This is a genomic window from Cryobacterium sp. TMT1-2-1 (assembly GCF_004403955.1).
Taxonomy (GTDB): domain Bacteria; phylum Actinomycetota; class Actinomycetes; order Actinomycetales; family Microbacteriaceae; genus Cryobacterium; species Cryobacterium psychrotolerans.
Map to the genome: position 1 here is coordinate 1 of NZ_SOHC01000010.1, position 21,533 is coordinate 21,533.

Sequence of the window (21,533 nt, forward strand, 5' to 3'; positions counted from 1 at the left end):
CCTAGGACTCTGGCCCAGCGGTTCTCCTGCCACTTGCAGACGCAGGAGTGTCGTAGAGCGGCGCCACAAAGGCACGGACCTTCGGGCGGGCAGCCGGCCCGCCCGTCGAATGGACGGGATCGATGTAAAATGAGCTTTCCCGCCATTGAGTCAAGTGCTCAGCCGAAGTCAGCACCGCGCGCGTTTCCCAGGTGGGTTTCTGCTGCACGCCTCAAACGGTCGGGCCCCAAGCAAAGAGCCCCGATTCCCGNTGCTGCACGCCTCAAACGGTCGGGCCCCAAGCAAAGAGCCCCGATTCCCGACCGCGATGGCGTTGAAGTCGGTGCTGTGCTCGGAACCTCCCGCACGCAGACCACCGTCACTCTGCACTCTGTGGGTTCTTTGGAACCGACATTCACCGTAATCCTTGAACCGAATCGACACGGTCAGCTACCCACGGTCCTTGTCGACCCGGTGGATGTCACGGGGCGGGTTCTCTTTGGAATGTGGCTCGGGGACGGTTACGACGGCACCAAGTATGAACTGACCAGCAGACGCGACGAGAACGGGAGTCAAACGGGCTGAGGGAGCAAACAAGCGTGGTGACAGGCCAACACGTCCCTGCGCAATTGCGCGACTTTGAATCCCTGCGGTCCGCACTAGCTAATGCCCGCGCCAGCCGTCCGGTCATCCAGGGTCTCTACCTCCTGTTCGGCGGCGGTGACCAGAGGCCGCTCGCCGTCCTCGACAGTATGGCGCCGACCAACGTGCGCACCGCCGCTGTGTCCGGGATGGGTGCTCGCCGACTGGCCGCGCCGGGGGCGAATCGTCTCGTCGTCTTCGGCACCGGAGTCCAGGCCTGGGAGCACATCCGAGCCTTCAACGGGCTCTTCGACCTGACGGTCGTCGAGATCGTCGGACGGACGGCCGCACATGCGGAGCGGCTGGCCGCACTCGTTCGCGGGCTCGGCCTCGAGTCCCGGATCAGGCGACTGCCACGGCGTCACCCGCGGCGACGCGATGATCGCGGCGCCGGCATCTGTCAGTGCCTGCGTTTTTTCGGCCGTGTCGGCGACCTCGAACGCCACACGGATGTGCCCGCTCGGGATCCCGTCGGCCTCCAGCCCGTCGACCATCTTCCTCTGCGCTGGATTGTGCAGCTCGAGAGTCGCCCGGCCGGCGTCGAGGACGATCCCGCGGGCCTCGACCTCGCCCTCGAACGACTCTTCCTCAGTCAGGCCGAGCGCATCACGGTAGAAGCGCACCGCGGCATCGTAAGCGGCCGCCTCGACGACCAGGCGCAGCTGGCGGACGGGCGGCTTCGGGTCTCTGTTGGGGCTCATGCGCACAGGCTATGAGCGGTCGCCAGGACACGCAAGGGAGCTTGACGGGCCCGAGCGCCGGGTGTGCCTGGGCGCGAAGATCCCGAGTGCCGGGTGAGCCGGCTTCGCGCTGCTGCTGCACGGGCGTTGCCCCCCAGTCAGGTGCCCCCAAAAAACTCGGGCCCGCGCGCCAGGGTCATCCTCCCGGATCGGTGAACGGGCGCTGGTACGGTCAAGTCACGTCATCGCACGCATACTCGTCCGTAGGGCGGGATCGCACGGACCGGACCCTCGGGTCAATCGGACCGCAGAATCGATAGGACCAGCACCATGGCCACCCAGTCTCGTCGTTTCTGGCATTCCCTACCACGCCGTTTCGGCGTCCAGATGGTGTCGGCCATGCTCCTGGTGTCGGTGCCGCTCATGATTGTGCTGGCGGTGCTCCTCACCTCGGAGTCGTCGGCGAACCTGACCGGCGCGGCCAAGAACACTGGCGTCACACTGGCGCGCGCAGTCACGGCACGGCTGGAGTCGTGGACGGTCGAACGCCACGATGATATGGAGGTCATCGCCGGCACGTACGACAGTCGACTCGGCTCCGCCGTTGCCTCGTCTCGGCTGGCCAAAATACACAAGGCATACGGCAGCTACACGCTGATTCAAATCACGGATGTCGCCGGAAAGGTCCTGGCCTCAAGCCGGCCGGACGTTGAGCTCTCCGTCACCAACCAGGAGTGGTTCAAGACCGCGGTCTCCGGCACGCCCGTGCTCACCTCGATGGCGCGTCAGGGACAGAAGATCGACTGGATCATCGCCGAACCGGTGCTGGACGGCGCCGGGAAGGTGAGCGCCGTGGTCGTCGCCAACCTGGACCCGATGGCGCTCCACGAGCTGATCATGCCCGACCTCATTTCGAGCTCGAGAACGAGCACGAAGATCGTCCTCGTCGACTCCTTGCACCGCTTGATCTACAGTTCCGACAGAATGAGCGAGCTGGCCGATGACACGGCGTTGCTCGCCGCCGGCGTGTTGAGCACGAACGTGGACACCGTCGCGACACGGCAGGCGTCCAGCACCGGCCGGCCCGGCTCGGCCCGATTCGTGGGGTACGCCGGGGACGATGTGATCGGCGGCTACGACATCGTCGACGAACTGAACTGGACTCTCATCGCCTCGGAAAGCGCGAGCAATGTGCTCGCACCGGTTGCCGAACAGACCCGGCGCGCCATCTGGCTTGTCGTGGGGGGTGCGCTGCTCGCTGCGGCCGTCTCGGTTCTGCTCGCCTGGGGCACGATTCGGTCGGTCAAGCAGTTGACCGGGGTCGCGATGCGGGTCACCCGGGGTGACCTGACGGCCCGCGCCGTGCCGACCGGGTCCAAAGAACTCGTGTTGCTCGGCGAATCGTTCAACACCATGCTCACCACCTCCGAGACGCTTATCGCCCAACTCGGCAGGGCCGTGGCCGAGGTGAATACCGCTGCGATGCAGCTTTCGGCGTCCTCCGAAGAATTGGCCACGATCACCACCCAGCAGAGCGCGGCGGTCACGCAGGCCACGGGAACCACCGAGGAACTCGCTCGCTCGTCGGTCGCCATTGCGGACACCGTTGACGCGGTCGCACGCCAGACCGCGGAAACACGGCTCAACCTGGAGCAGGCCGAGACCGACATCACCCTGTCGAGTGAGCGCACCCTCGCCCTCGCGGGGCGGGTCAATGACATTGACACCCTGCTCGTGCTGATCAACGACATCGCCGATCAGACCAATCTGCTGGCCCTCAACGCGGCAATCGAAGCGGCCCGCGCCGGCGAGAACGGTCGGGGTTTCGCGGTTGTGGCCGATGAAGTGCGTCGGCTGGCCGAACGGTCCAAGTCCTCCGCGGGTGACATCGCCGCGATCCTGGCCGACGTGCAGCGCGAAACGAACGCAACCGTCATCGCGATGGAAAAGGGCGCGAAGCAGATGCAGCGGGGTCTCATGCTGCTCGAGGCCGTCACGGACGCGACCGGCCAGGTCAGCCTGACCACCCAGCAGCAACGGAGTGCGACAGCCCAGGTCGTCGAGACGATGGAGCAGCTCACCGACGCCAGCCGCGCGGTCTCGGTCACCGCCAAGCAGATCGCCGCATCGGCCGGCGACCTCGCCGATCTGGCCAACGACCTCGAAACCAGCGCGGTTGGCAGCAGCGGACCACGATGACCGACCTGCACGCCGTGCTGTTCCCGGTCGGGGTCGATCTGTACGCCGTGCCGATCGAACGGATCGAGGAAGTGGTGGTGGCGCCGACGCTGACCCGGCTGGTCACCGCGCCGTCGCACGTGCTTGGGCTCTTTAACCTGCGTGGCCAAATCGTGCCCCTGATCGACGCGGCGTCGCTGCTGGGGCTGGGGTCCGTCGAGCCGGCAGCGTTTGTCGTCGTGCTGCAGTCCCGCCAGGGCCTGATCGGGCTGGCGGTCACGGATCTCCCTGAACGGGTCATCCTGGGCGCGCCCGTGGGCACGTCGGAGCTGGCCGGAACCGTCGGCTGCTTCCTGGTGCGGAACCGGGTGGCCGTGTTGCTCGAGCCGGATTCTCTTCTGGCGGGTGCGCTTCTGGACGGCGAGCGTCCGCGATCGGGCCAACGGGCCGCCAGGCGTCCCAGCGCACAACTGGATAGCGCGCGCACGGGCGACACTGTCGCGAGGGGATCCGCGAGGTGAGCGGGCTCGACCTGGCACAGGTGCGGGAGTTATTCGCGCAGGAAGCCGAGGTTCGCCTCGCGCACCTCGATCAGCTCCTGCTCCAGCTCGAGAAGACGGGTGGGGATGAGTCGCTGCTCCGTTCCGTGTTCCGGGAGCTGCATACCATCAAGGGGTCGTCGGCCGTCGCCGGGCTCGACGAGGTGAGCCGCGTCGCTCATGAGCTCGAGGAACTCGTCGACGATGTGAGAACGGGACGACAACTCGTCACTCCGGAGATCATCGACACACTGCTCGCCGGGGCCGACCGCCTCGGGCAGGTCATCGTCGCGAGCCAGGGGACAACGACCGGTAGCCAGCTCGCAGCCGTCGACCGGCCAGAGCTGACGCGCGAGCGGATCCAGGCGGGCGCGGAGAATTCGCCGGTCGCCCCGGCCGTCCGCGACTCCGCCGGTGTCGTCATGGTGCCGATGGAACGGCTGGACGAACTGGTGCGACTGATCGGAGAGTCGGCATCCGCTCATTTGAGGGTGGGCCGGATGCTCACCGAGAAATTCGGCGTCGACGCGACCCTGAACACCGAGTTCAACGACCTCTCCCGAACCTTGAATCAGTTGCAGGACCGGGCAATGCGCACACGCATGGTTCCCCTGGCCACGATCACCGACAGGCTCCAGCGTGCGGTGCGTGACCTCGCACGCACGCAGGGCAAGACGATCAATTGGGACGTGCGGGGGACCGACACCGAACTCGACCGCGGTGTACTGGTGCAGCTGTCGGACACACTGTTGCACCTCGTGCGCAACGCCGTCGACCATGGGATCGAATCGAGCGCGCAACGAGCGGCGGACGGCAAACCGGCACAGAGCACGATCCGCCTGCACGCCATGCAGTTGGGCTCCGAGGTCATCATCGCCGTCACCGACGACGGCAGCGGGATCGATTCCGGCAAGGTCAAGGAGCAGGCCGAACGTCAGGGAATCGACACCGGCGGGATGAACGAGGAGGAGATGCTCAACCTCATCTTCACCGCGGGGTTCTCGACGGCAGCCGAGGTGACCGACGTGTCCGGACGGGGAATCGGGCTCGACGTCGTGCGCGCCAGCGTGGAGGCGGCGCACGGTCGCGTCGAGGTGCGCTCCAAGCCGGGGGTGGGCACCGAATTCCGCATTATCGTGCCGATCACCCTGGCCGTGCTGCGCTGCCTTCTCGTCGAGGCAGGCGGGCAGCGCTTCGCATTGCCCTTCCATCGGGTGGTCCTGTCGCAGCGCTTCGATCCAGCGAGCCAGACCAGTGCCGAGGGGCGCTCCGTCCTCCTTGTCGAGGGCCGTCCCGTTCCGGTGTCGACCCTGGCCGGCACGGTGGGCCTGCCCGCTGCCGGACAGAGCACCGGCCCGATAGTAGTGCTCGCCGACACCGCCCGCCGGCACGGGTTTCAGGTGGACCGGCTGGTCGGTCAACGCGACGTCGTAGTCAAGGGGCTGAACGGCCTGCTGGCGCACCTCCCCGCCGTCGCAGGCGCAAGCGTCGAGCCAGATGGCTCCGTCCTGCTTGTGCTCGACCCGCCCGGCCTCATCCACCGAGCTCACCGGCTCGATCGCGGCCGCGCCCCGCGTGTACAAGACGCCCCGCCTGCCACGACCCGCCAGCGCATCCTCGTAGTGGATGACGCCCTGACCATCCGAGAACTGCAACGCAACATCCTCGAGCGGGCCGGTTTCGAGGTGCGTGTGGCGGTCGACGGCACGGATGCGCTGTTGAAACTCGCCGAGGAAGCCAGTGAGCTGATCCTGACCGACATCGAGATGCCCAGGATGGACGGGTTCGAGCTGACCGAAGCGGTCCGCGCGCACCCGTCCTTCGCAAATATACCCGTCTTGATCCTGAGTTCCCGCGCGAGCGAAGCCGACCGCCGGCGTGGGCTCGACGCGGGCGCCGACGGCTATATTCTCAAGAGCGGCTTCGACGAGGGCAGCCTCCTTATTGCCGTGAACCGCCTGATCGGAGGACGAGCATGACGGATGCCGCGCCCGGTAAATCGATCAGGGTTCTCCTTGTTGAGGATGCGCCAACCCACGGCGGGGAGCTCACTCGAGCCCTGCAACGAGACGGGGACATCAGGGTCATCGGCCAGGCCGCCGCCGGGGAGGCCTCGATCAAGCGCGTGGCGGGGGAGAGCCCCGACCTCATCATTCTTCGGATCAGCACCAGCGCCGCAAGCGGGCAGGTCTTCATCGAACAAGTCATGGCGCGCGCACCGACGCCCATCCTTGTGCTGTCCAGCCGAATCGTGGATCGACTGTCTCCCGAGGCCGTCGAGGCCGTTGTGGCCGGCGCCCTCGGAGCGCTCCCGACCCCCGACCGTTGGACCGACGAGCTCGGGACCCAGCTTCGCAGCACGGTCCGTCAGCTGAGCAAAGTTTTGGCGATCCGGCATCCCCGGGGAGCCCTGTCCAGGAACTCGGCCCGGACCGCGCCGCAGCGAGGTGGCCGGCAGGCCGTGGTCGCGCTCGCCGCGTCGACCGGGGGTCCCACGGTGCTGGCGACGGTGCTCGCCGGGCTTGGTGGGCTCGACGCGCCGGTGCTCGTGGTGCAGCACCTGCATCCGGATTTCACCGGTAATTTGGTTGGCTGGATGGCACGCGCCTCGGCGCTGCCGGTAGAACTCGCCACGCACGACCAGATCGCCCTGCCCGGGCACGTCTATCTCGCCCCCGGCGGATCCCACCTGCGTCTGGCCGCGAAGAGTCGGCTCGAGCTCGCGGCCACCCCGGTCACGATCCACCAGCCGTCCGCGGACGAGCTCTTTCGATCAGTGGCGGAGCACGCCGGGTCCGCTGGTGTCGGGGTCATCCTAACCGGGATGGGCGACGACGGAGCCAAGGGGCTGCTCGAACTCCACAGCCGGCGCGGGCAGACTTTCGGGCAGGACGAGGACTCCTGTGCCGTCTTCGGCATGCCCCAGGCCGCCCTGCGCCTGGGGGCGCTCACAACTCTCTTGCCCCCTGAACAATTCGCGGCCGCGATCCGCCGTGCGGTCGCATTGGTGGGGTCATGATCGCGCTCGAACCGTCAGAAGCGATCATCCGCCGGGTGGCCGAACTCCTTGAATCAGAGATCGGCCTCCGGCCCGAATCGGCCCTGCGCGCCCGGCTTCGGCGCTGTATCCGCGACGAGTTGGCCGTGCTGGGGCTGGACTTCGAACGGTATCTCCGGGCGCTCGGTGCCAGTGCGAGCCTGCGCCAGGCCCTGCTCAACCGAGTGACGGTTCAGGAGACGGGATTCTTTCGCCACCCCGAGCACTTCGAGATTCTGGCGCAACACATCCTTCCCACCCTTCCGCAGCCGCTCAGCATCTGGAGCGCCGGCTGCGCCAACGGGCAGGAGGCGTTCAGCCTCGCCATGCTGCTCGACGAGCTGGGCATCGACGGCCGGGTGATCGCCACTGACGTGTCGACCTCCGCCCTGCTCCGCACGAACGCGGCCAGCTATGCGGCCCGCGAGATCACCGGTCTCTCACCCGAACGGATCGCGCGCCACCTCACCCCCGTCGGCCAGGCGTGGGAAGTCAACCCGTCGATCCGGGCTCGGGTCAGCACCGTGCACCACAACCTCATCGAGTCGGTGCCCCACCGGGTGCGCTCGAGCAGCGTCGTGTTTTGTCGCAACGTCCTGATCTACTTTTCCGACCAGCACGCGAGGGGTTTCCTCGACCGGGTCGCCGACGCTCTTCCTCAGGCCTGGATGTTGCTCGGTGCAGCCGAGACGATCTGGTCGATCGGCGACCGTTACGACACCGTGCGCCTCGGGGACACCTATGCCTATCGACCGCGCTCGGTGTCCGGTGGGCGCGTGACGGGCGGCGCTCTGCCCGCACGGGTTGCGGCTTCCCAGGTCGGTGCGGGGCACGCCGATGACGTCGCCGCCATCGCGATTCTGGCTGAGGCCGGACGCGAGTCGCTCGCGTCGGGCGACCCTGCAGCGGCCGTCGTCAGTTTTCGTAAGTGGGCATACCTGGCCGCGGACGATGCGCTTGCTCACCTGCATCTCGCCCTCGCGCTCGAAGCAATGAACGACCGCCCGTCGGCGCAGCGCGCCTTCGGCGCAGCGGGGCGCCTGCTGGGCGCCGACCCTGCGCGGCACGATTACGCGATTGACGGCTATTCCCCGAACGAGCTCTACAAACTTCTCGACGCCAAACAGCAGGAGCTGCCTCAATGATGACCATGGTGTGTTTTCGGTCCGCCGGAGCCGGGTACTGCCTCCCCGTCGAGGCCACCCGCGCGGTTCGCCCGGCGGACGGCATCCGTTCATTGCCTGGGGCTGCCTCCGACATCGTTGGCATCTTGCCCGGTCAGCCGCCGCTGACGGTGATCTCGGCGCTGGGCGGCGGAGGCAGCCACGTCCTCGTCGTTGAAACCGGTGAGACGACGTTCGGGTTGCTCGTGGATGCGGTCACCGGGCTGCGTCGCATCAGTGCCGCCGACATCCGCCCGGCCCCCACCGGACAGGGCCGCGCCTTCATTTCCGGAACGGTCGACTCGGACGGTGAGCTGATGCTGGTCGCCGACCCGGTGGCGCTGGCGGCGCGACTGTGAACGGCCTGGCAGGTTCAGGTGTGGCCGCGGCGGGCGCAACGGTAATGATCACCGACGATTCGCTCGTCATTCGCGCCGTCGTGCGCTCTCACCTGGAGGCCGCGGGCCACCACGTCATCGAGGCCGTCGACGGGACCGCGGCGCTCGACGCGTGCCGGGACTCTCCGCCCGACGTCATCCTGCTCGACATCGAAATGCCCGGGCTCGACGGCTACGAGGTGCTCGCGGAGCTCAAGGCTATCCCGGACCTGATGGACATTCCGGTCGTGTTTCTCAGCACGCTGACCGAGATGGACGACGTGTTGCGCGGTCTGCGCGGCGGCGCACACGACTACCTCAAGAAGCCTTTCGAGCCGGCCGAACTCGTCGCGCGTGTCGCCGCGGCCGCACACGTCAAGAAACTCCAGGACCAGCTTCGCCAGCGCAATGACGAGCTCGATCTGCTGTCTCGCACGGATGCGCTCACCGGACTGCACAACCGGCGCCATGTCGAGGAGAAGCTCGCCTACCACCATGCCCAGGCGGTGCGTCACCATGATCCGCTCTGCGCGCTCCTGCTCGACGTCGACAACTTCAAGCGCGTCAACGACGGTTTCGGACATCCCGCAGGAGACCTCGTGCTTGCCGAGTTCGCCGTGCGCCTGCGCCAGGAACTGCGCGAGGGGGATGTGGCCGGCCGGTGGGGCGGCGAGGAGTTCCTCGTCGTGCTTCCCCGCACCGATCTGGCCGGCGCCCTCCTCGTCGCGGAGCGAATCCGCCGATCCATCGCAGCGACACCGATCGTGGCGGGCGGCACGCAGATCTCGGTGACGGTCAGCGGTGGCTGCGCCCTGGGGCCGATCGGATCCGCTGATGAACTTGTCGACAACGCCGACGCCCAGCTCTATGTCGCCAAAGCCGCCGGGCGCGACCGAATTGCGTCGACGACGGCCCGCGAGGTCCTGCCCCCGGAAAGCGGCCAAGATTCTTCGCGCCGCCACGCATAGGGTCCAAGAAGGAGGAGTAGTGTCAGCGACCATCCGTGTACCCGACAAGGTCGGCACTGACACCCCAAGGAGGCCGACATGAAGCTCACGTCCGCACAGAACGATCGCGCGACCGGGGTGCTGCTCGGCCTGGCCACCGGAGACGCGCTCGGCGCCCGCTAAGAGTTCCAGCCGCCGCTGCCCGACGAGATCGCCGTGGACATGTTCGGCGGCGGCCAGCTGTTCTGGGAACCGGGGGAGCGGACCGACGACACGGCCATGGCCATCCCGATCGCCCGAGCCGCCGCGGCCGGCCACGACCTCCGCGGCGAGGCCGGGACTGCCCCCGGTTTGGTTGACTCCTGACCTGTGAAGATTCGTCTTCGCTGCAAGGATGTCACCATGCCCAGGCACTACCCACCCTTCCGCCGCGACGTCGGTGCCGTGGCCAGGAAGCACGAAGCCCCGCTGAACCAGATCGCGAAGGACTTCGGGATTTCGGAGTCCTGCCTAGCGAACTGGCTGAAGAGGGCCGACGTCGAAGAGGGCGTGAAGCCGGGCGTGACCGAGAAGGAATCCGCCGAGCTCCGGGATGCGAAGAAACGCATCCGGCTCCTCGAGCAGGAAGCCGAGGTCATGCGCCGCGCTGTCGCCTACCTGTCCCGGGGCGTCAACCCAAAATGATGTACCCGCTGGTCCTCGAAATGGCCGTCGACGGTATCCCCGTCACGGTGACCTGCCGGGTGTTGCGCTTCTCTAAGCAAGCGTTCTACCAATAGAAGCGCAACCCCGTCTCCCAACGCGACTGGGACGACGCGCACCTCACCAACGCCGCCTGGGACGCGCACCAGGACGACCCCGCGTTCGGCTACCGGTTCATCACCGACGAGCTCCACCAGGCCGGCCCTCCCATCCACGACGATCACGTCAAGCGGAAATTCACGGCGACACGCCCGAACCAGCTCTGGCTGACGGACATCACCGAACACCGCACCGGTTGAATTCAATTGGTCGTCGCAACACCTTGATCACGGAGGTGTGCGATGGGTCGATGGGACGCGTCGGCGCGTGCGGCGACAACGCCGCGATGGAGTCGTTCTTCGCGCTGCTGCAGAAGAACGTCCTCGATCGGCAGCGGTGGGCGACCCGGGAAGAACTACGCCTCACGATCGTCGTCTGGATCGAGCGGACCTACCACCGGAAGCGCCGGCAACGCCGCCTCGGTAAGCTCACCCCGATCGAGTTTGAGACAATACACATGGCCCTCAAGGCCGCCTGAAACCACTAACCCCTTGAGTCAGCTGAACTCGGGGCAGTCCCATCAGCCCGTCGCTGTAGAGGAACAGGTTCATCGAGGGCCCGGTCACCCCGACGCGGGTCGCGTGTGGGGTTCGTGCGGTGACCTGCAGGTTCAGAGAAGGCGATGAGAGTAACTTCTGGATGGCCATGGGCGTGGCCGCACTCGCCCGGCCGTAATTCGTGAGTGCTGACATGCCTGGTCGGCTCCCTCCGGCGTCCGCCGTGATTTGTTCCGACGCTACTCCGCGAGGCGGCGACGGTCGACCCCCACCGATCCGTCGATGGAGGAATCCGGGCTACATCACGCTTTCGAGGAAGGCCCTGGTGCGCGGACTCTGCGGATTGTCGAGCACGCTGGACGGCGGACCTGCCTCCACGACGACGCCCGCGTCCATGAACACGACGACGTCGGCGGCTCCACGCGCGAAGCCGACCTCGTGGGTGACGACCACCATCGTCATACCGTCCGCGGCGAGGGTTCGCATGACGTCCAGCACATCGCCAACGAGCTCGGGGTCGAGGGCGCTGGTCGGCTCGTCGAACAAAAGCAGTTTGGGATCCATCGCCAGAGCGCGCGCGATCGCGACGCGTTGCTGCTGCCCACCGGACATCTGGGCCGGATACGAGTGGGCAAGTTTGACCAGCCCGACTCGGTCGAGCAGTTCCATCCCGCGGTCCCTGGCCTTCTGTTTCCCGACCTTCCGTATCCCGATCGGCGCCGCCGTGATGTTCTCCAGGGCGGTCATGTGCGGGAACAGGTTGAAGCGCTGGAAGACCATGCCGATGCCGCGGCGCTGCCTGGCGACCTCGCGCGGGTTCATCTCGAAGATACGGTCCTGCCGCTGCACATAGCCGACGAGCTCCCCGTTGACGGAGATCCGGCCACCGTCGATGCGCTCCAAGTGGTTGATGCAGCGCAGGAACGTGGACTTGCCGGAGCCGGAGGGGCCGAGCAGGCACATGACCTGGCCGGCGTCGACCGTGAGCGAGACGCCCTTGAGCACCTCGACACCACCGTAACTCTTCCGCACCGAGCGGGCGCTGAGCAGCGGCTCAGGGCGGACATCCATCTGCGTCGTACTTGTCACGTCGATCACCGTGCGTCCGACCTTTCGCTGACAGGGGTACTCGGGGCCCGGCGCACTGCCGCCCGGATGCGCTGGATGGGTGTGAGCGGCAGGCTGCGCGCGTTGCCGCGCCCGAAGTGCCGCTCGAGGTAGTACTGCGGGATCGACAGCACCGAGGTGAGGAACAGGTACCAGCAGCTGACGACGACGAGCATCTCGACCTGGCGGAGGCTCTGGGACGAGATCTGCGTAGCCACCGTGTACAGCTCGAGCACCGCGATAACGGAGAGCAGGGACGTGTTCTTGAGCATTGAGATGGTCTCGTTGCCCATCGGCGGGATGATCACCCGCATGGCCTGCGGGAGCACGACCTTGAACAGGGTGAACAGCGGGCTCATCCCGACCGAATACGCCGCCTCGTGCTGGCCTTCGTCGACCGACAGCATCCCCGCGCGCACGATCTCGGCCGAGTAGGCGGCCTGGTTGAGCGTGAGGGCGAGCAGTCCGGCCGTGAGCGCCGGGATCAGAGTGTTCGTGTCCACCGAGAACACCGTGAAGTCGGTGAATGGGATGCCGAGCGAGATCTGCGAGTACAGCAGCCCCAGGTAGCCCCAGAACACGATCTGGATCAGCAGCGGGGTGCCGCGGAAGACCCAGACGTACAGCCACGCCAGCACGTTCATCACCGGGTTGTGGGAGAGTCGCATGACCGCCAGCAGCACGCCAAGCACGGTGGAGACCAGCATGGCGACGACCGTGAGCACGAGGGTGAGCACCACCCCGCTGAGGATCCGCGGGCTGAAGATGAACTCGTTGATCGTGGGGTGATGGACGTTCGGGTTCCCCCACAGCGACACGGCGAGGCTGACGAAGCCCGCCAGGAGAACCGCCGCGATGACCCAGCGCCACGGATGCCGCAGCGGCACCGCGACGATGTCATCCGGGTCGACGCCCCCGGCCAGGGTGACCGGGTCCCTGGAGGTCAGGGCGCTGTGCTGCACGAGGTCACGAACCCAAGTTGATTCCGGCCGCGTCAACGGCGTAGTCGGTCATGGAGTACTTGGCCAGGATCTCCTCATACGATCCGTCGGCGATCACGGCTTCCAGCGCCAGCAGGAGGGCACGGCTCAGCTCGGAGTCCTTCTTCAACACGCCGATTCCCGTGTACACCGGGTCGTACCCGGCCGGGTTCGACGGATCGCGCACGACCTCGAACATCTCGCCGTCGCCGGCGGTCTGGGCGGCGTAGGCCGCAACGGCGGAGTCGACGACGTCGGCGATGGCCTTGCCGGAGCGGACGGCCGTCTGCACGTCGGTCTCGAGCGGCAGTTCGGCGATCTTCATCGGCCCGGCGCCGGTTGCCGTGCACTCGTCGTCGTAGCCGTGCAGGATTTCGGCCTGCACGGTCGCCTTCTGCACGGCCACATCCCGGCCGCACAGGTCGAGGACCGTCGTGATCTTCTCCGGGTTGCCGGCCGGGACCAGGATCGAGAACCCGGCGTGGAGGTAGTCGACGAAGTCGATCGTCTGCTGCCGCTCGGCCGTGTCGTTCATCCCGGACATGATCACGTCGTGCTTGCCGGACTGCAGCGAGGGGATGATGCTGTCGAAGGCCTGCGTCATGAACTCCATCCGCACACCGAGCTTGCCGCCCAACGCCTGGGCGAGGTCGTAGTCGAAGCCGGTGAGCTTCTGGTTCTCGTCGAACATCTCCATCGGCGGGAAGGGGATGTCGGATGCGACCTTGATCACGCCGGCCTTCGTGTACTTCTCCGGGAGCGCCGCGGCGGCTGCCTTGTCGATGTCGCCGGCAGCGGGCGCAGCGTCGGGAGCGGCAGCGGTGCCTCCCCCGGAACACCCGGTCAGCACGAGCGCAGCCGCGATGCCGACGGACGCGAGGATGAGCCACGAGGGCCCGGTGTGCTTCGTGCTGATCATGCGCGATCTCCAGACTGGGTTGGGTGGGGCTGGCTAAAAGGTGATGTTGGTCGTGGACGAGGTGAGGTCGGCCAGGACGTCCGGCAGCACGTCGACGCCGATGCCCGGGCCCGTCGGCACCCGGAGGTGGCCGTTTTCCAGCACGAACGGCTCGGTCAGGTCCTGTTCGTAGTAGCGGCTGGACGCGGACGTGTCGCCCGGCAGAACGAAGTTCGGCAGTCCGGCAAGGGCGACATTCGCGGCCCGGCCGATACCCGTTTCGAGCATACCTCCGCACCAGACCGGCACTCCGTGGGCGGCCGCGACATCGTGGATGCGCCGGGCCTCCAGGTAGCCGCCGACCCGCGCGGGCTTGACGTTGATGATGCTGCAGGCGCCGAGGGATATCGCCGCCGCGGCGTCGCGCGCGGACTCGATCGACTCGTCGAGGCAGATCGGGGTGGTGATCAGCCGGGCGAGGGCGGCGTGGCCGAGGATGTCGTCCTCCTTCAGCGGCTGCTCCATCAGGAGCAGGTCAAAGGGATCCAACCGAGCGAGGTGGCGCGCATCCGCCAGCGTGTACGCGGTGTTCGCGTCGACCTGCAGGAGAATGTCGTCGCCGAAACGCTCCCGCACGGCCCGCACCGGGACGAGGTCCCAGCCCGGTTCGATCTTCAGCTTGATTCGCAGGTACCCCTCGGCGAGGTATTCCTCGACGGCGTCGAGCATTTCGTCAATCGAATCCATGATGCCGACGGATACTCCGGCCGGCACGAGCTCGTGGACGGCCCCGAGGTAGCCGCCGAAGGAGACGCCCGTCTCTTTCAGCTGGGCGTCGAGGATCGCCGTTTCAAGCACGGCCTTGGACATGGGGTGCCCCTTGACAGGTGCGAGCGCCGTGGCCACGTGTTCGGCCGTCAGCCGGTCGCCGAGCGCCTGCAGCCGAGGGATGAGGTGGTCGCGGATGACAAGGTCTGCGCCGTCGAGGAACTCGGAGCTGTACAGCGGATCGGGTTCGGCGGCGCATTCGGCCCAGCCCTCCGCGTTCGCGGTGACCACCCGCACGAGGGTCGTTTCCCGCTCGTTAGCGGTTCCGAACGACGTGCGGAAGGGTGTGACCAGCGGCAGGGTTACCCGGCGAAGTTCGATGTTTTCGATTCTCATAGCGCTCCTCCTGGTGCGAGCCGGTACCAACCGGCCCTGGTGACCCCGCGGGCCGTGTGCCCGGAGGCGAATGCCGCCCGGAAGATCTCTCGCGCGCAGGCGCGCCATGCGGTGGCCTCATCAGGGTTCACGCCGCGCAGCGAGACGATGTCGCCCGGTACCCGACACCACAGCGAACCGTCCGTTTCGACGAGAACCGGGTTGCCGTCCGGGCCGGTCGATCGAACGTCGTCGGCCGTGAACGCGGGCAGCTCGACCGTCATCGGGAGTCCATCGCTGCACGCAATGGTCTGCGGCGTCGTCAAGGGCCACACCGCCACGAGTCGATCGCTCTCGTCGTTGGCGTTCAGCTCGTCATCCATCAGGCCGTAGAAATCCTGGACGTACTCGGCCGCGTGGGCGCCGAGCTTGGTCAGGTTGAACCTCGCGTTGCGGCTGACCAGCGGGTCGAAGGTCCAGGTCATGGTGTCCAGACCCCTGGCAACTGCCCAGGCCCGCTGGTGTTGTTTCAGTGCGAAACCGACGCCCACATCGGCGACGTCGGGCAGGACCCCCGCAATGAGTGAGTACATCGACGAGTTGTCCGGCGAGACGATCGCCACGGCCGCGCCGCACAGCACGCCGCCCTCCGAGTATGCCGCGGTGACGTTGCAGCCGGCGTGGCTGATGCTGCGCAATAAATCGGCGGGCAGCGGCGCCCCGGACGGGGACGTCCCCCAGACTGCGACGAAGAGGCCGGCGATGTCGCGTAGGCGCTCCATGCCGTCCTCGTCGACCACCTGCACCCGGGCCAGGGTCGCCGCGCGGGCAGCCGCATTCCGGGCCTGGCGGACAAGCTGGTCGGCTTCGGCGGTGAGGAGCATGGGTTAAGTGTGGGGCCCGGGGCCTCACCGCTCTCTAGCCGCCAGCACGAACAAACCGCCGGAATGTTGTCGTATAGCACAAAGAACGCTAGCGTGGCCGGATGCAGCCAGCCACAGCCGATCCGCACGATTCGCCCGGCCTCACCGTCACGGAGCTGCTGCAGATTCTCGACGGCTCGGGGCTCCGGCTCGCCTCCCGCCACACCCAGCGGCGGCTGCCGTTGGCGAGCCCGACCCTCTTCGACCCCTGGACGCCGCCGACCGGTCCCCGCACCGGGATCCTGCTCGGCATCGGTCTGCACCCCTCCGCTCCCGCCTCGACCGATGCCGTCCGCGATGCCGCGCGGCAGGGGTTCGGCGCCGTCGTGGTGAAAGCGTTGTCGCTCAGCGTTGAGACCCTCGCGGCCGTCGCCGACGCGGAGGGAATCGCCCTGCTCGTCACGGACGACGAGATCGAGTGGCGGCAACTGGACGCGCTGATCACCTCCGCGCTCACCACGGTGGCCGAGGCCGACACCTCCTTGTCCGCCGCCCCGGTCGGCGACCTGTTCGCCCTGGCGAATGCGATCGCCGCGATGACCGGCGGCGCGACCGCCATCGAAGACCTCCAGGAACGGGTGCTCGCCTATTCCACCCTCCCCGGCCAGCCGATCGACAGGGACCGCCAGGAGGGCATCCTCGGCCGCCAGGTTCCCGACCTGCCGGAAAACGCCGAGCAGTACGCGTCCATTTTCCGCTCGGGCGGTGCCGTGCGGATCGACGGGGTGCCGCCGGCGCTGCCCCGCCTCGCCGTTGCCGTGCGGGCGGGAAGCCAGGCGCTCGGCTCGATCTGGGTTGTCGACGCCGGCGGGCAACTCGATTCGGATGCCGAGCGCGCGTTGGAGCGCGCGGCCGATATCGCGGCCCTGCACCTGCTCCGCGCCCGCAGCGCGGCAGACCTGGCCCGGCAGCAACGCGCCGAACTCCTCCGGCGCCTCCTCGAGGGTGGCGAGGACTCGAGTCTCGTCTTCGGGCAACTCGGCCTCGACCAGGCCGGTCCCTTTGTCGTCGTGGCCTTCCAGCTGGAATTCGCATCCGACGGCGGGGACGAGGTGAGGATGGTTCGGCTGGTCGATCTGATCGCGCTCCATTCCGCGGCGCACCAGCACGGAGCGGAGTGCGTGGCCATCGGTGACACCGTGTACGTGCTCTTCACCGGCACCGCGGCCACCTTTCCCGGGGGCGTGGAATCGATGGCCCGCCGACTGGTCTCCCGTGCCGCCGCCCTGCGGGCCATCGTCCGCGCAGCCATCGGCTCCCCGGTGACAAGCGTCGGAGCGATCAGCCGCTCCCGGCACGACGCGGACTTGGTTCTCCTGCTGCTCGCCGCCGAGCCGAGGTCCACCTCCACGTCCGTGGCGAGCGTCCACGACGTCCGGAGCCGGGTCACCCTCCTCGAACTCGGCCGGGTTCTTCGGGACTCTCCCCGGTTGGTGTCCCCCCAGGCGCGGCAGGTCCTGGATCTCGATTCCCGTTCGGGCACCGACTACGCGAACACGCTGCGCACCTACCTGGACTGCGCTCGGGACTCAGCCCAGGCCGCAGCCCGCCTGTCCGTCCACCAGAACACGCTGCGGTACCGGCTGCGACGGGCCACCGAACTGTTCGGCATCGACCTGGCCAGTCCGGACGACACGCTCACCCTCTGGCTCAGCCTGCGGGTGGCGGAATTCGACTGAGTCCTGGCCCCGACCGACACCCGAGGGGCGTAGCGTGGCAGCATGCGACAGCGAACGTCGGTCTCAGCCGAAGGGTCTTCGAGGTACGCAAGATGTTCGGTGTCGCCCGCATCCTGCTGGCCCTGATCCTGATTACGGCCCTCATCGGCGACTTCGACTACGTGCTCGGCTTCGCCACCTTCGTCACCAGCAACTTCTTCAACTACACTTGTCCGTCCATTCCAGCGGCCCAAGGTCGGGGTGTGACAAGTACGCTCCGAACTCCACAGCACCAGAACCGCATTCCGGACAAGTCTGAGTAATCATTCCAACGAGACTAGTGCGCGCTTCCCCGACATGAAAGGGATTGCCAGCGAAGTCGGATTCATCTATGGGTAGTCGAGCGCTAAGTGGGACACTGAGTTATATGACCCAGGTTATTCGTGGAACCCCCTACGGGACAGCTGAGATAGCAGTCCCGCGGTGGCACCAACTATGCGCGGTGCGCTCGAGCTGACAACGCTCGCGGGCCGCGGGCACCGTCAGCGGTTGGACAAAAGTGCTTGGCCGATGATGCGGGCTCCGTCGGGAAATGCCCCCGGGTTCGGCCCGGAGTAGTTGAGCCTGATGAAGGGGCCGGTGGCTTCGGCCGGGAACCAACTCGAGCCGGCAGCGATCAGGACCCCGGCGGCTTCGCAGTCTGCGACCAGCCGCTCGAGGTTTGTCCCATCCGGCAGGCGCGCCCACAAATTGAGACCACCAGCCGGAACCGTGGTTATGTGGGCGTCGGGTGCATGCTCGCGCAGACTCGTCAGTAACAGATCTCGCCGGGCCCGCAGTTGCGGGAGAAGGTTGCGGAGGTGGGTCTGCCAACCGGGCTGGGTGACGACGTCGAGTACTGCGGCTTGAAGGAGTCCGCTGACGTACATCGATTCGGCGCTGCGGTCGGCGAGAATGCGTTCCTTGGCGGGACCGCGGGCAATAATTGCCGCCACGCGAAGGGACGGCGAGACGCTCTTCGTGAGGGATCGCACATAGACGACATGGCCGGCGTCATCGCGCCCGGCGACAGGATGCGGATCGGTATCGATGCCGAAGTCATGGGCCCAATCGTCCTCGACCAAGAAGGCGCCGTGCGCCCGAACGACGTCGAGGATTTGCGTCGTGGTGGACTCTGACCACTGTGCGCCAGTCGGGTTCGCATAGGTGGGCTGCGCATAGAAGACGCGCGAACCAGTTTCCTGGAACGCCCGAGCGAGCTCGTCGGGATCGGGCCCCTCGGGTCCCGATGGAACCGGGACTACGTCGACCCCGGCTTGAGCCGCAGCCTGGATCGCGCCCCAGTACGTGGGCGATTCCATCAGAAGAGGCGCTCCAGCGGTGACCAGGGCACGGAAGATCGTGGCCAGGCCACTTTGACTTCCGGGCAGCACGATGACATCGCTGGATAGGGGCGGAGTGACGCCGACCGGTGTCGCGGAGCCAAGCTCTTGAGCAAACCAGGACTGCAGCTCCGGAAGGCCCGCGACGGGTGAACGCGTCAGCGCCGCCTCGCTTCGGGCCGCGCGAGCCAACGCTGACCGGACCAACCGCTCCGGCAACAGCTCTCGGTCGGGATACCCGGAATGCAGAGCGATGCTTCCCTGCGCAGCGGCACGTAGCGCGGGGCTTAACCCGCCAAGGTGACTGTTCGGGGAACGCATAGCCGCGGTCTGCCAGCTGAAGTCGAGCGGACGAGCGGTATGCACCGCGCGAACGAACGTGCCGGCGCCGGGCCGGGTTTCGATCAGGCCCTGCGCCGCGAGAGTGCGCAGGGCTTTCTGCACCGTAACCGGGCTCGCCCCGTACTCGGCGACGAGCATCCGGCTGGTGGGCAGCCGGGCGCCCGGCGCGCGGCCAGCGATCCACTCGCGAAGTGCGGCCACGATCCGAAAACTGCTATCGTTATCCATGTCAGATCATAATAGCGCTATCAAGCGGATGCCCGCACCGCTATCACCGTCCCGGGCCGGCCTCGCCTGGGGGCTGCTCGGCGTCGCCGCGTTTTCCTTCACCGTTCCCTTCACCCGCGTGGCCGTCGAGAGCATGTCCCCGCTGTTCATCGGCTCCGGTCGCGCTGTCATCGCTGCCGTGCTTGCCACGGCCGCCCTGATCATCACCCGGCAACACCTTCCTCGCGGCAACCAGTGGCTTCGCCTTGCCGTCGTCGCGGGCGGCGTCGTCGTCGGGTTCCCCCTCCTCACCTCATTCGCCCTCACCACGGCGTCGGCCAGCCACGGCGCCGTGGTCATTGCGTTCCTCCCGGCGGCGACGGCCGTCATGGCTGTAATCCGGGGAAAAGAGCGACCACTACTGCCGTTCTGGATCACGGCCGCACTCGGGGCGCTGGTGGCCGTGGCTTTCGCATCCCTGCAGGGCGGCGGAGGCATCCGCTTGCAATGGTCAGACCTGCTCCTATTCGGTGCCGTCGCGGCCGCCGCCATCGGCTACGCCGAAGGAGGCCTGCTCGCGCGCGAGATCGGATCCTGGCAAACCGTATCGTGGGCCCTCGTTCTGGCCGCGCCCCTCATGGTCGCCCTGATGACAATTGCTATCGTCGACCAGCCACCTACCGGCACGCTCACCCAATGGGCGGCGTTTGCCTACCTTGGAGTGGTGAGCATGTTCCTGGGATTTTTCGCCTGGTATCGCGGACTCGCTATCGGGCCCATGGCCCAGGTTAGCCAGGTGCAACTCACCCAACCTGTCCTCAGCATCCTCTGGGCCGCACTCATCCTCCGCGAAGAGCTCACCTGGCAGACCATCATCGGCGGCATCGCGGTCATCCTCTGCGCCGGCATCGCCGTTCGAACACGCCGGGGTCGCGTCAGGCTCACACGCTCCGCCGAGGACCGTGCGGTTCAATCATCACCAGTCGAAGCGATGCCCAGCACCAACCTCCCGTAAGGGGAACCCTCAGCGCTTCTGATTCTCCGTGGCTGAGTGTCTGCGATCATGAGGCCATGGACATTGGCAATCAAACAACGATTGGTGGATGGTGGTTCGCGCTGACGCTCGTAAACGCGGGCCTTGCTGAGCCGAAGGACGCGGTCGACTGATCTGGTGGTTGCTGTCTCTGGCCCTCGGACCGATCGCAACGCTCCTGATCGTGGTGATGCCGCGCGGCAGAATTCCATACTGAATTCCAAGCAGTGTCGCCAAGGAAGGATGAGAGTGAGCATCGTCGCGTTGGCTGTTGACCCACGAGACTCGAGTTGGTCCGTTGACCGGCCAATCTACCGCGTGTACTTCTTCGGCACAGCCGGCGCTTCTGACGAGTGGCGACTAGACGGTGCCGATTCTGTCCACCAGATTATTGAGTGGGCCGACGCCAACGCGAGCGGACGGGACTACGTGGTCTACGTCGAAGTCGGGGGCACGCCGAGCCGCGGACTTGTCAGCCTCGTTGGGCTGGATCCAAGCGCCCGATAGCAGCCAGCCAACGACAATTGGGTGCCCAATTACGCTTTGAAGGGGGCCATGTCCGTTGCGAGGTACTCGCGATAGCAGATTAGGGGATGACCATGCCAATGACCGATGAACAGCTTTTGGGACGTCCAGTGGGTTGGTGGCTCAAGGAAGCGGACGGCCGACTGAACGCCGCCTTTGACCGTGCGCTTGCGCACTCCGACGTGAGCCGGCGGGGATGGCAGGTGCTTAGCTCGCTGTCCAAACGGCCGGCCAGTCTGACGGACCTGGAAACCGTGCTCAAGTCCTTCGACTCACCCGACACGATCCACGGCGTCGTGGCAGAACTTGAACGGCACGGTTGGGTTCATGAAGAGGACGGGCTCCTGCGGCTAACTTCTGACGGTGCGCAGACGCAGACGGACCTCACGCCCGTCGTCGATCGAGTCCGGCGGCAAGTTCAGAATGCTCTCCCGCCTGACGACTACATCCACCTCATCCGGCTGCTCGCCCGATTCACCGAAGCGCTGTGATCGC

At 66.9% G+C, this 21,533-nt stretch carries 19 protein-coding genes and 1 pseudogene; 13 read left to right on the forward strand and 7 right to left on the reverse strand.

The annotated features are described in order from the left end of the window. Positions 1-638 precede the first annotated feature (638 nt). On the reverse strand, positions 639-1,322 hold the full coding sequence (locus E3T33_RS15105) for a VOC family protein (RefSeq protein ID WP_166784357.1): 684 nt from the start codon (positions 1,320-1,322) through the stop codon (positions 639-641). A 309-nt stretch (positions 1,323-1,631) separates the two neighbouring features. Between E3T33_RS15105 and E3T33_RS01360 the strand changes: the two genes are divergently transcribed. The 9 genes and pseudogenes from E3T33_RS01360 to E3T33_RS01395 all read left to right on the forward strand — a co-directional run bounded on the left by E3T33_RS01360 (position 1,632) and on the right by E3T33_RS01395 (position 10,821). Beyond that, complete coding sequence (locus tag E3T33_RS01360) at positions 1,632-3,500, forward strand: methyl-accepting chemotaxis protein (RefSeq protein ID WP_092325022.1); 1,869 nt, start codon at positions 1,632-1,634, stop codon at positions 3,498-3,500. Continuing rightward, positions 3,497-4,000: a chemotaxis protein CheW gene (locus E3T33_RS01365; RefSeq protein ID WP_092325020.1), complete on the forward strand. Its 504-nt coding sequence runs from the start codon at positions 3,497-3,499 to the stop codon at positions 3,998-4,000. Before E3T33_RS01360 ends, E3T33_RS01365 begins: the two co-directional genes overlap by 4 nt. Continuing rightward, entirely contained in the window at positions 3,997-5,997 is a 2,001-nt protein-coding gene (locus E3T33_RS01370; protein WP_092325018.1) for a response regulator, read from the forward strand. Before E3T33_RS01365 ends, E3T33_RS01370 begins: the two co-directional genes overlap by 4 nt. Next, entirely contained in the window at positions 5,994-7,037 is a 1,044-nt protein-coding gene (locus E3T33_RS01375) for a chemotaxis protein CheB (protein WP_092325016.1), read from the forward strand. Before E3T33_RS01370 ends, E3T33_RS01375 begins: the two co-directional genes overlap by 4 nt. After that, positions 7,034-8,200: a CheR family methyltransferase gene (locus tag E3T33_RS01380; protein WP_092325014.1), complete on the forward strand. Its 1,167-nt coding sequence runs from the start codon at positions 7,034-7,036 to the stop codon at positions 8,198-8,200. The genes E3T33_RS01375 and E3T33_RS01380 overlap by 4 nt, the downstream gene beginning before the upstream one ends. Beyond that, positions 8,197-8,577 (forward strand): chemotaxis protein CheW, encoded by a 381-nt coding sequence (locus E3T33_RS01385; protein WP_092325012.1) that lies wholly within the window; start codon positions 8,197-8,199, stop codon positions 8,575-8,577. Before E3T33_RS01380 ends, E3T33_RS01385 begins: the two co-directional genes overlap by 4 nt. A gap of 44 nt (positions 8,578-8,621) precedes the next feature. Next, the gene (locus tag E3T33_RS01390; protein ID WP_092325010.1) at positions 8,622-9,563 is read left to right on the forward strand and encodes a diguanylate cyclase; all 942 of its coding nucleotides are present in this window, start codon (positions 8,622-8,624) and stop codon (positions 9,561-9,563) included. A 195-nt stretch (positions 9,564-9,758) separates the two neighbouring features. Further along, complete coding sequence (locus E3T33_RS15110) at positions 9,759-9,908, forward strand: hypothetical protein (protein WP_166784358.1); 150 nt, start codon at positions 9,759-9,761, stop codon at positions 9,906-9,908. A gap of 36 nt (positions 9,909-9,944) precedes the next feature. Next, positions 9,945-10,821: pseudogene (locus E3T33_RS01395) on the forward strand (IS3 family transposase). Between the two features lie 316 nt (positions 10,822-11,137). On the opposite strand, the gene E3T33_RS01400 reads toward E3T33_RS01395, so the two are convergent. The 5 genes from E3T33_RS01400 to E3T33_RS01420 are packed head-to-tail and all read right to left on the reverse strand — an operon-like array spanning position 11,138 to position 15,852. Beyond that, the gene (locus E3T33_RS01400) at positions 11,138-11,911 is read right to left on the reverse strand and encodes an amino acid ABC transporter ATP-binding protein (protein ID WP_092325030.1); all 774 of its coding nucleotides are present in this window, start codon (positions 11,909-11,911) and stop codon (positions 11,138-11,140) included. Positions 11,912-11,934: 23 nt separating this feature from the next. Then, positions 11,935-12,909, reverse strand: coding sequence for an amino acid ABC transporter permease (locus E3T33_RS01405; protein ID WP_241982786.1), 975 nt, complete (start codon positions 12,907-12,909; stop codon positions 11,935-11,937). 4 nt (positions 12,910-12,913) lie between these two features. After that, entirely contained in the window at positions 12,914-13,846 is a 933-nt protein-coding gene (locus E3T33_RS01410; RefSeq protein ID WP_092325008.1) for an ABC transporter substrate-binding protein, read from the reverse strand. 33 nt (positions 13,847-13,879) lie between these two features. Then, positions 13,880-14,989, reverse strand: coding sequence for an o-succinylbenzoate synthase (menC, locus tag E3T33_RS01415; RefSeq protein ID WP_092325006.1), 1,110 nt, complete (start codon positions 14,987-14,989; stop codon positions 13,880-13,882). Next, positions 14,986-15,852 (reverse strand): GNAT family N-acetyltransferase, encoded by an 867-nt coding sequence (locus E3T33_RS01420; protein WP_092325004.1) that lies wholly within the window; start codon positions 15,850-15,852, stop codon positions 14,986-14,988. Before E3T33_RS01420 ends, menC begins: the two co-directional genes overlap by 4 nt. 101 nt (positions 15,853-15,953) lie before the next feature. On the opposite strand from E3T33_RS01420, the gene E3T33_RS01425 reads away from it, so the two are divergent. Further along, the gene (locus tag E3T33_RS01425) at positions 15,954-17,570 is read left to right on the forward strand and encodes a helix-turn-helix domain-containing protein (protein ID WP_092325002.1); all 1,617 of its coding nucleotides are present in this window, start codon (positions 15,954-15,956) and stop codon (positions 17,568-17,570) included. 92 nt (positions 17,571-17,662) lie between these two features. Then, positions 17,663-17,872: a hypothetical protein gene (locus E3T33_RS01430; RefSeq protein WP_092325000.1), complete on the forward strand. Its 210-nt coding sequence runs from the start codon at positions 17,663-17,665 to the stop codon at positions 17,870-17,872. A gap of 219 nt (positions 17,873-18,091) precedes the next feature. Here the strand turns inward: E3T33_RS01430 and E3T33_RS01435 are convergent, their stop codons facing one another. Continuing rightward, the gene (locus E3T33_RS01435) at positions 18,092-19,501 is read right to left on the reverse strand and encodes a PLP-dependent aminotransferase family protein (RefSeq protein ID WP_092324998.1); all 1,410 of its coding nucleotides are present in this window, start codon (positions 19,499-19,501) and stop codon (positions 18,092-18,094) included. A gap of 28 nt (positions 19,502-19,529) precedes the next feature. Between E3T33_RS01435 and E3T33_RS01440 the strand changes: the two genes are divergently transcribed. Continuing rightward, on the forward strand, positions 19,530-20,495 hold the full coding sequence (locus E3T33_RS01440; RefSeq protein WP_241982787.1) for a DMT family transporter: 966 nt from the start codon (positions 19,530-19,532) through the stop codon (positions 20,493-20,495). Positions 20,496-21,112: 617 nt separating this feature from the next. Beyond that, on the forward strand, positions 21,113-21,529 hold the full coding sequence (locus E3T33_RS01445; RefSeq protein ID WP_134574576.1) for a hypothetical protein: 417 nt from the start codon (positions 21,113-21,115) through the stop codon (positions 21,527-21,529). Positions 21,530-21,533: the final 4 nt, after the last annotated feature.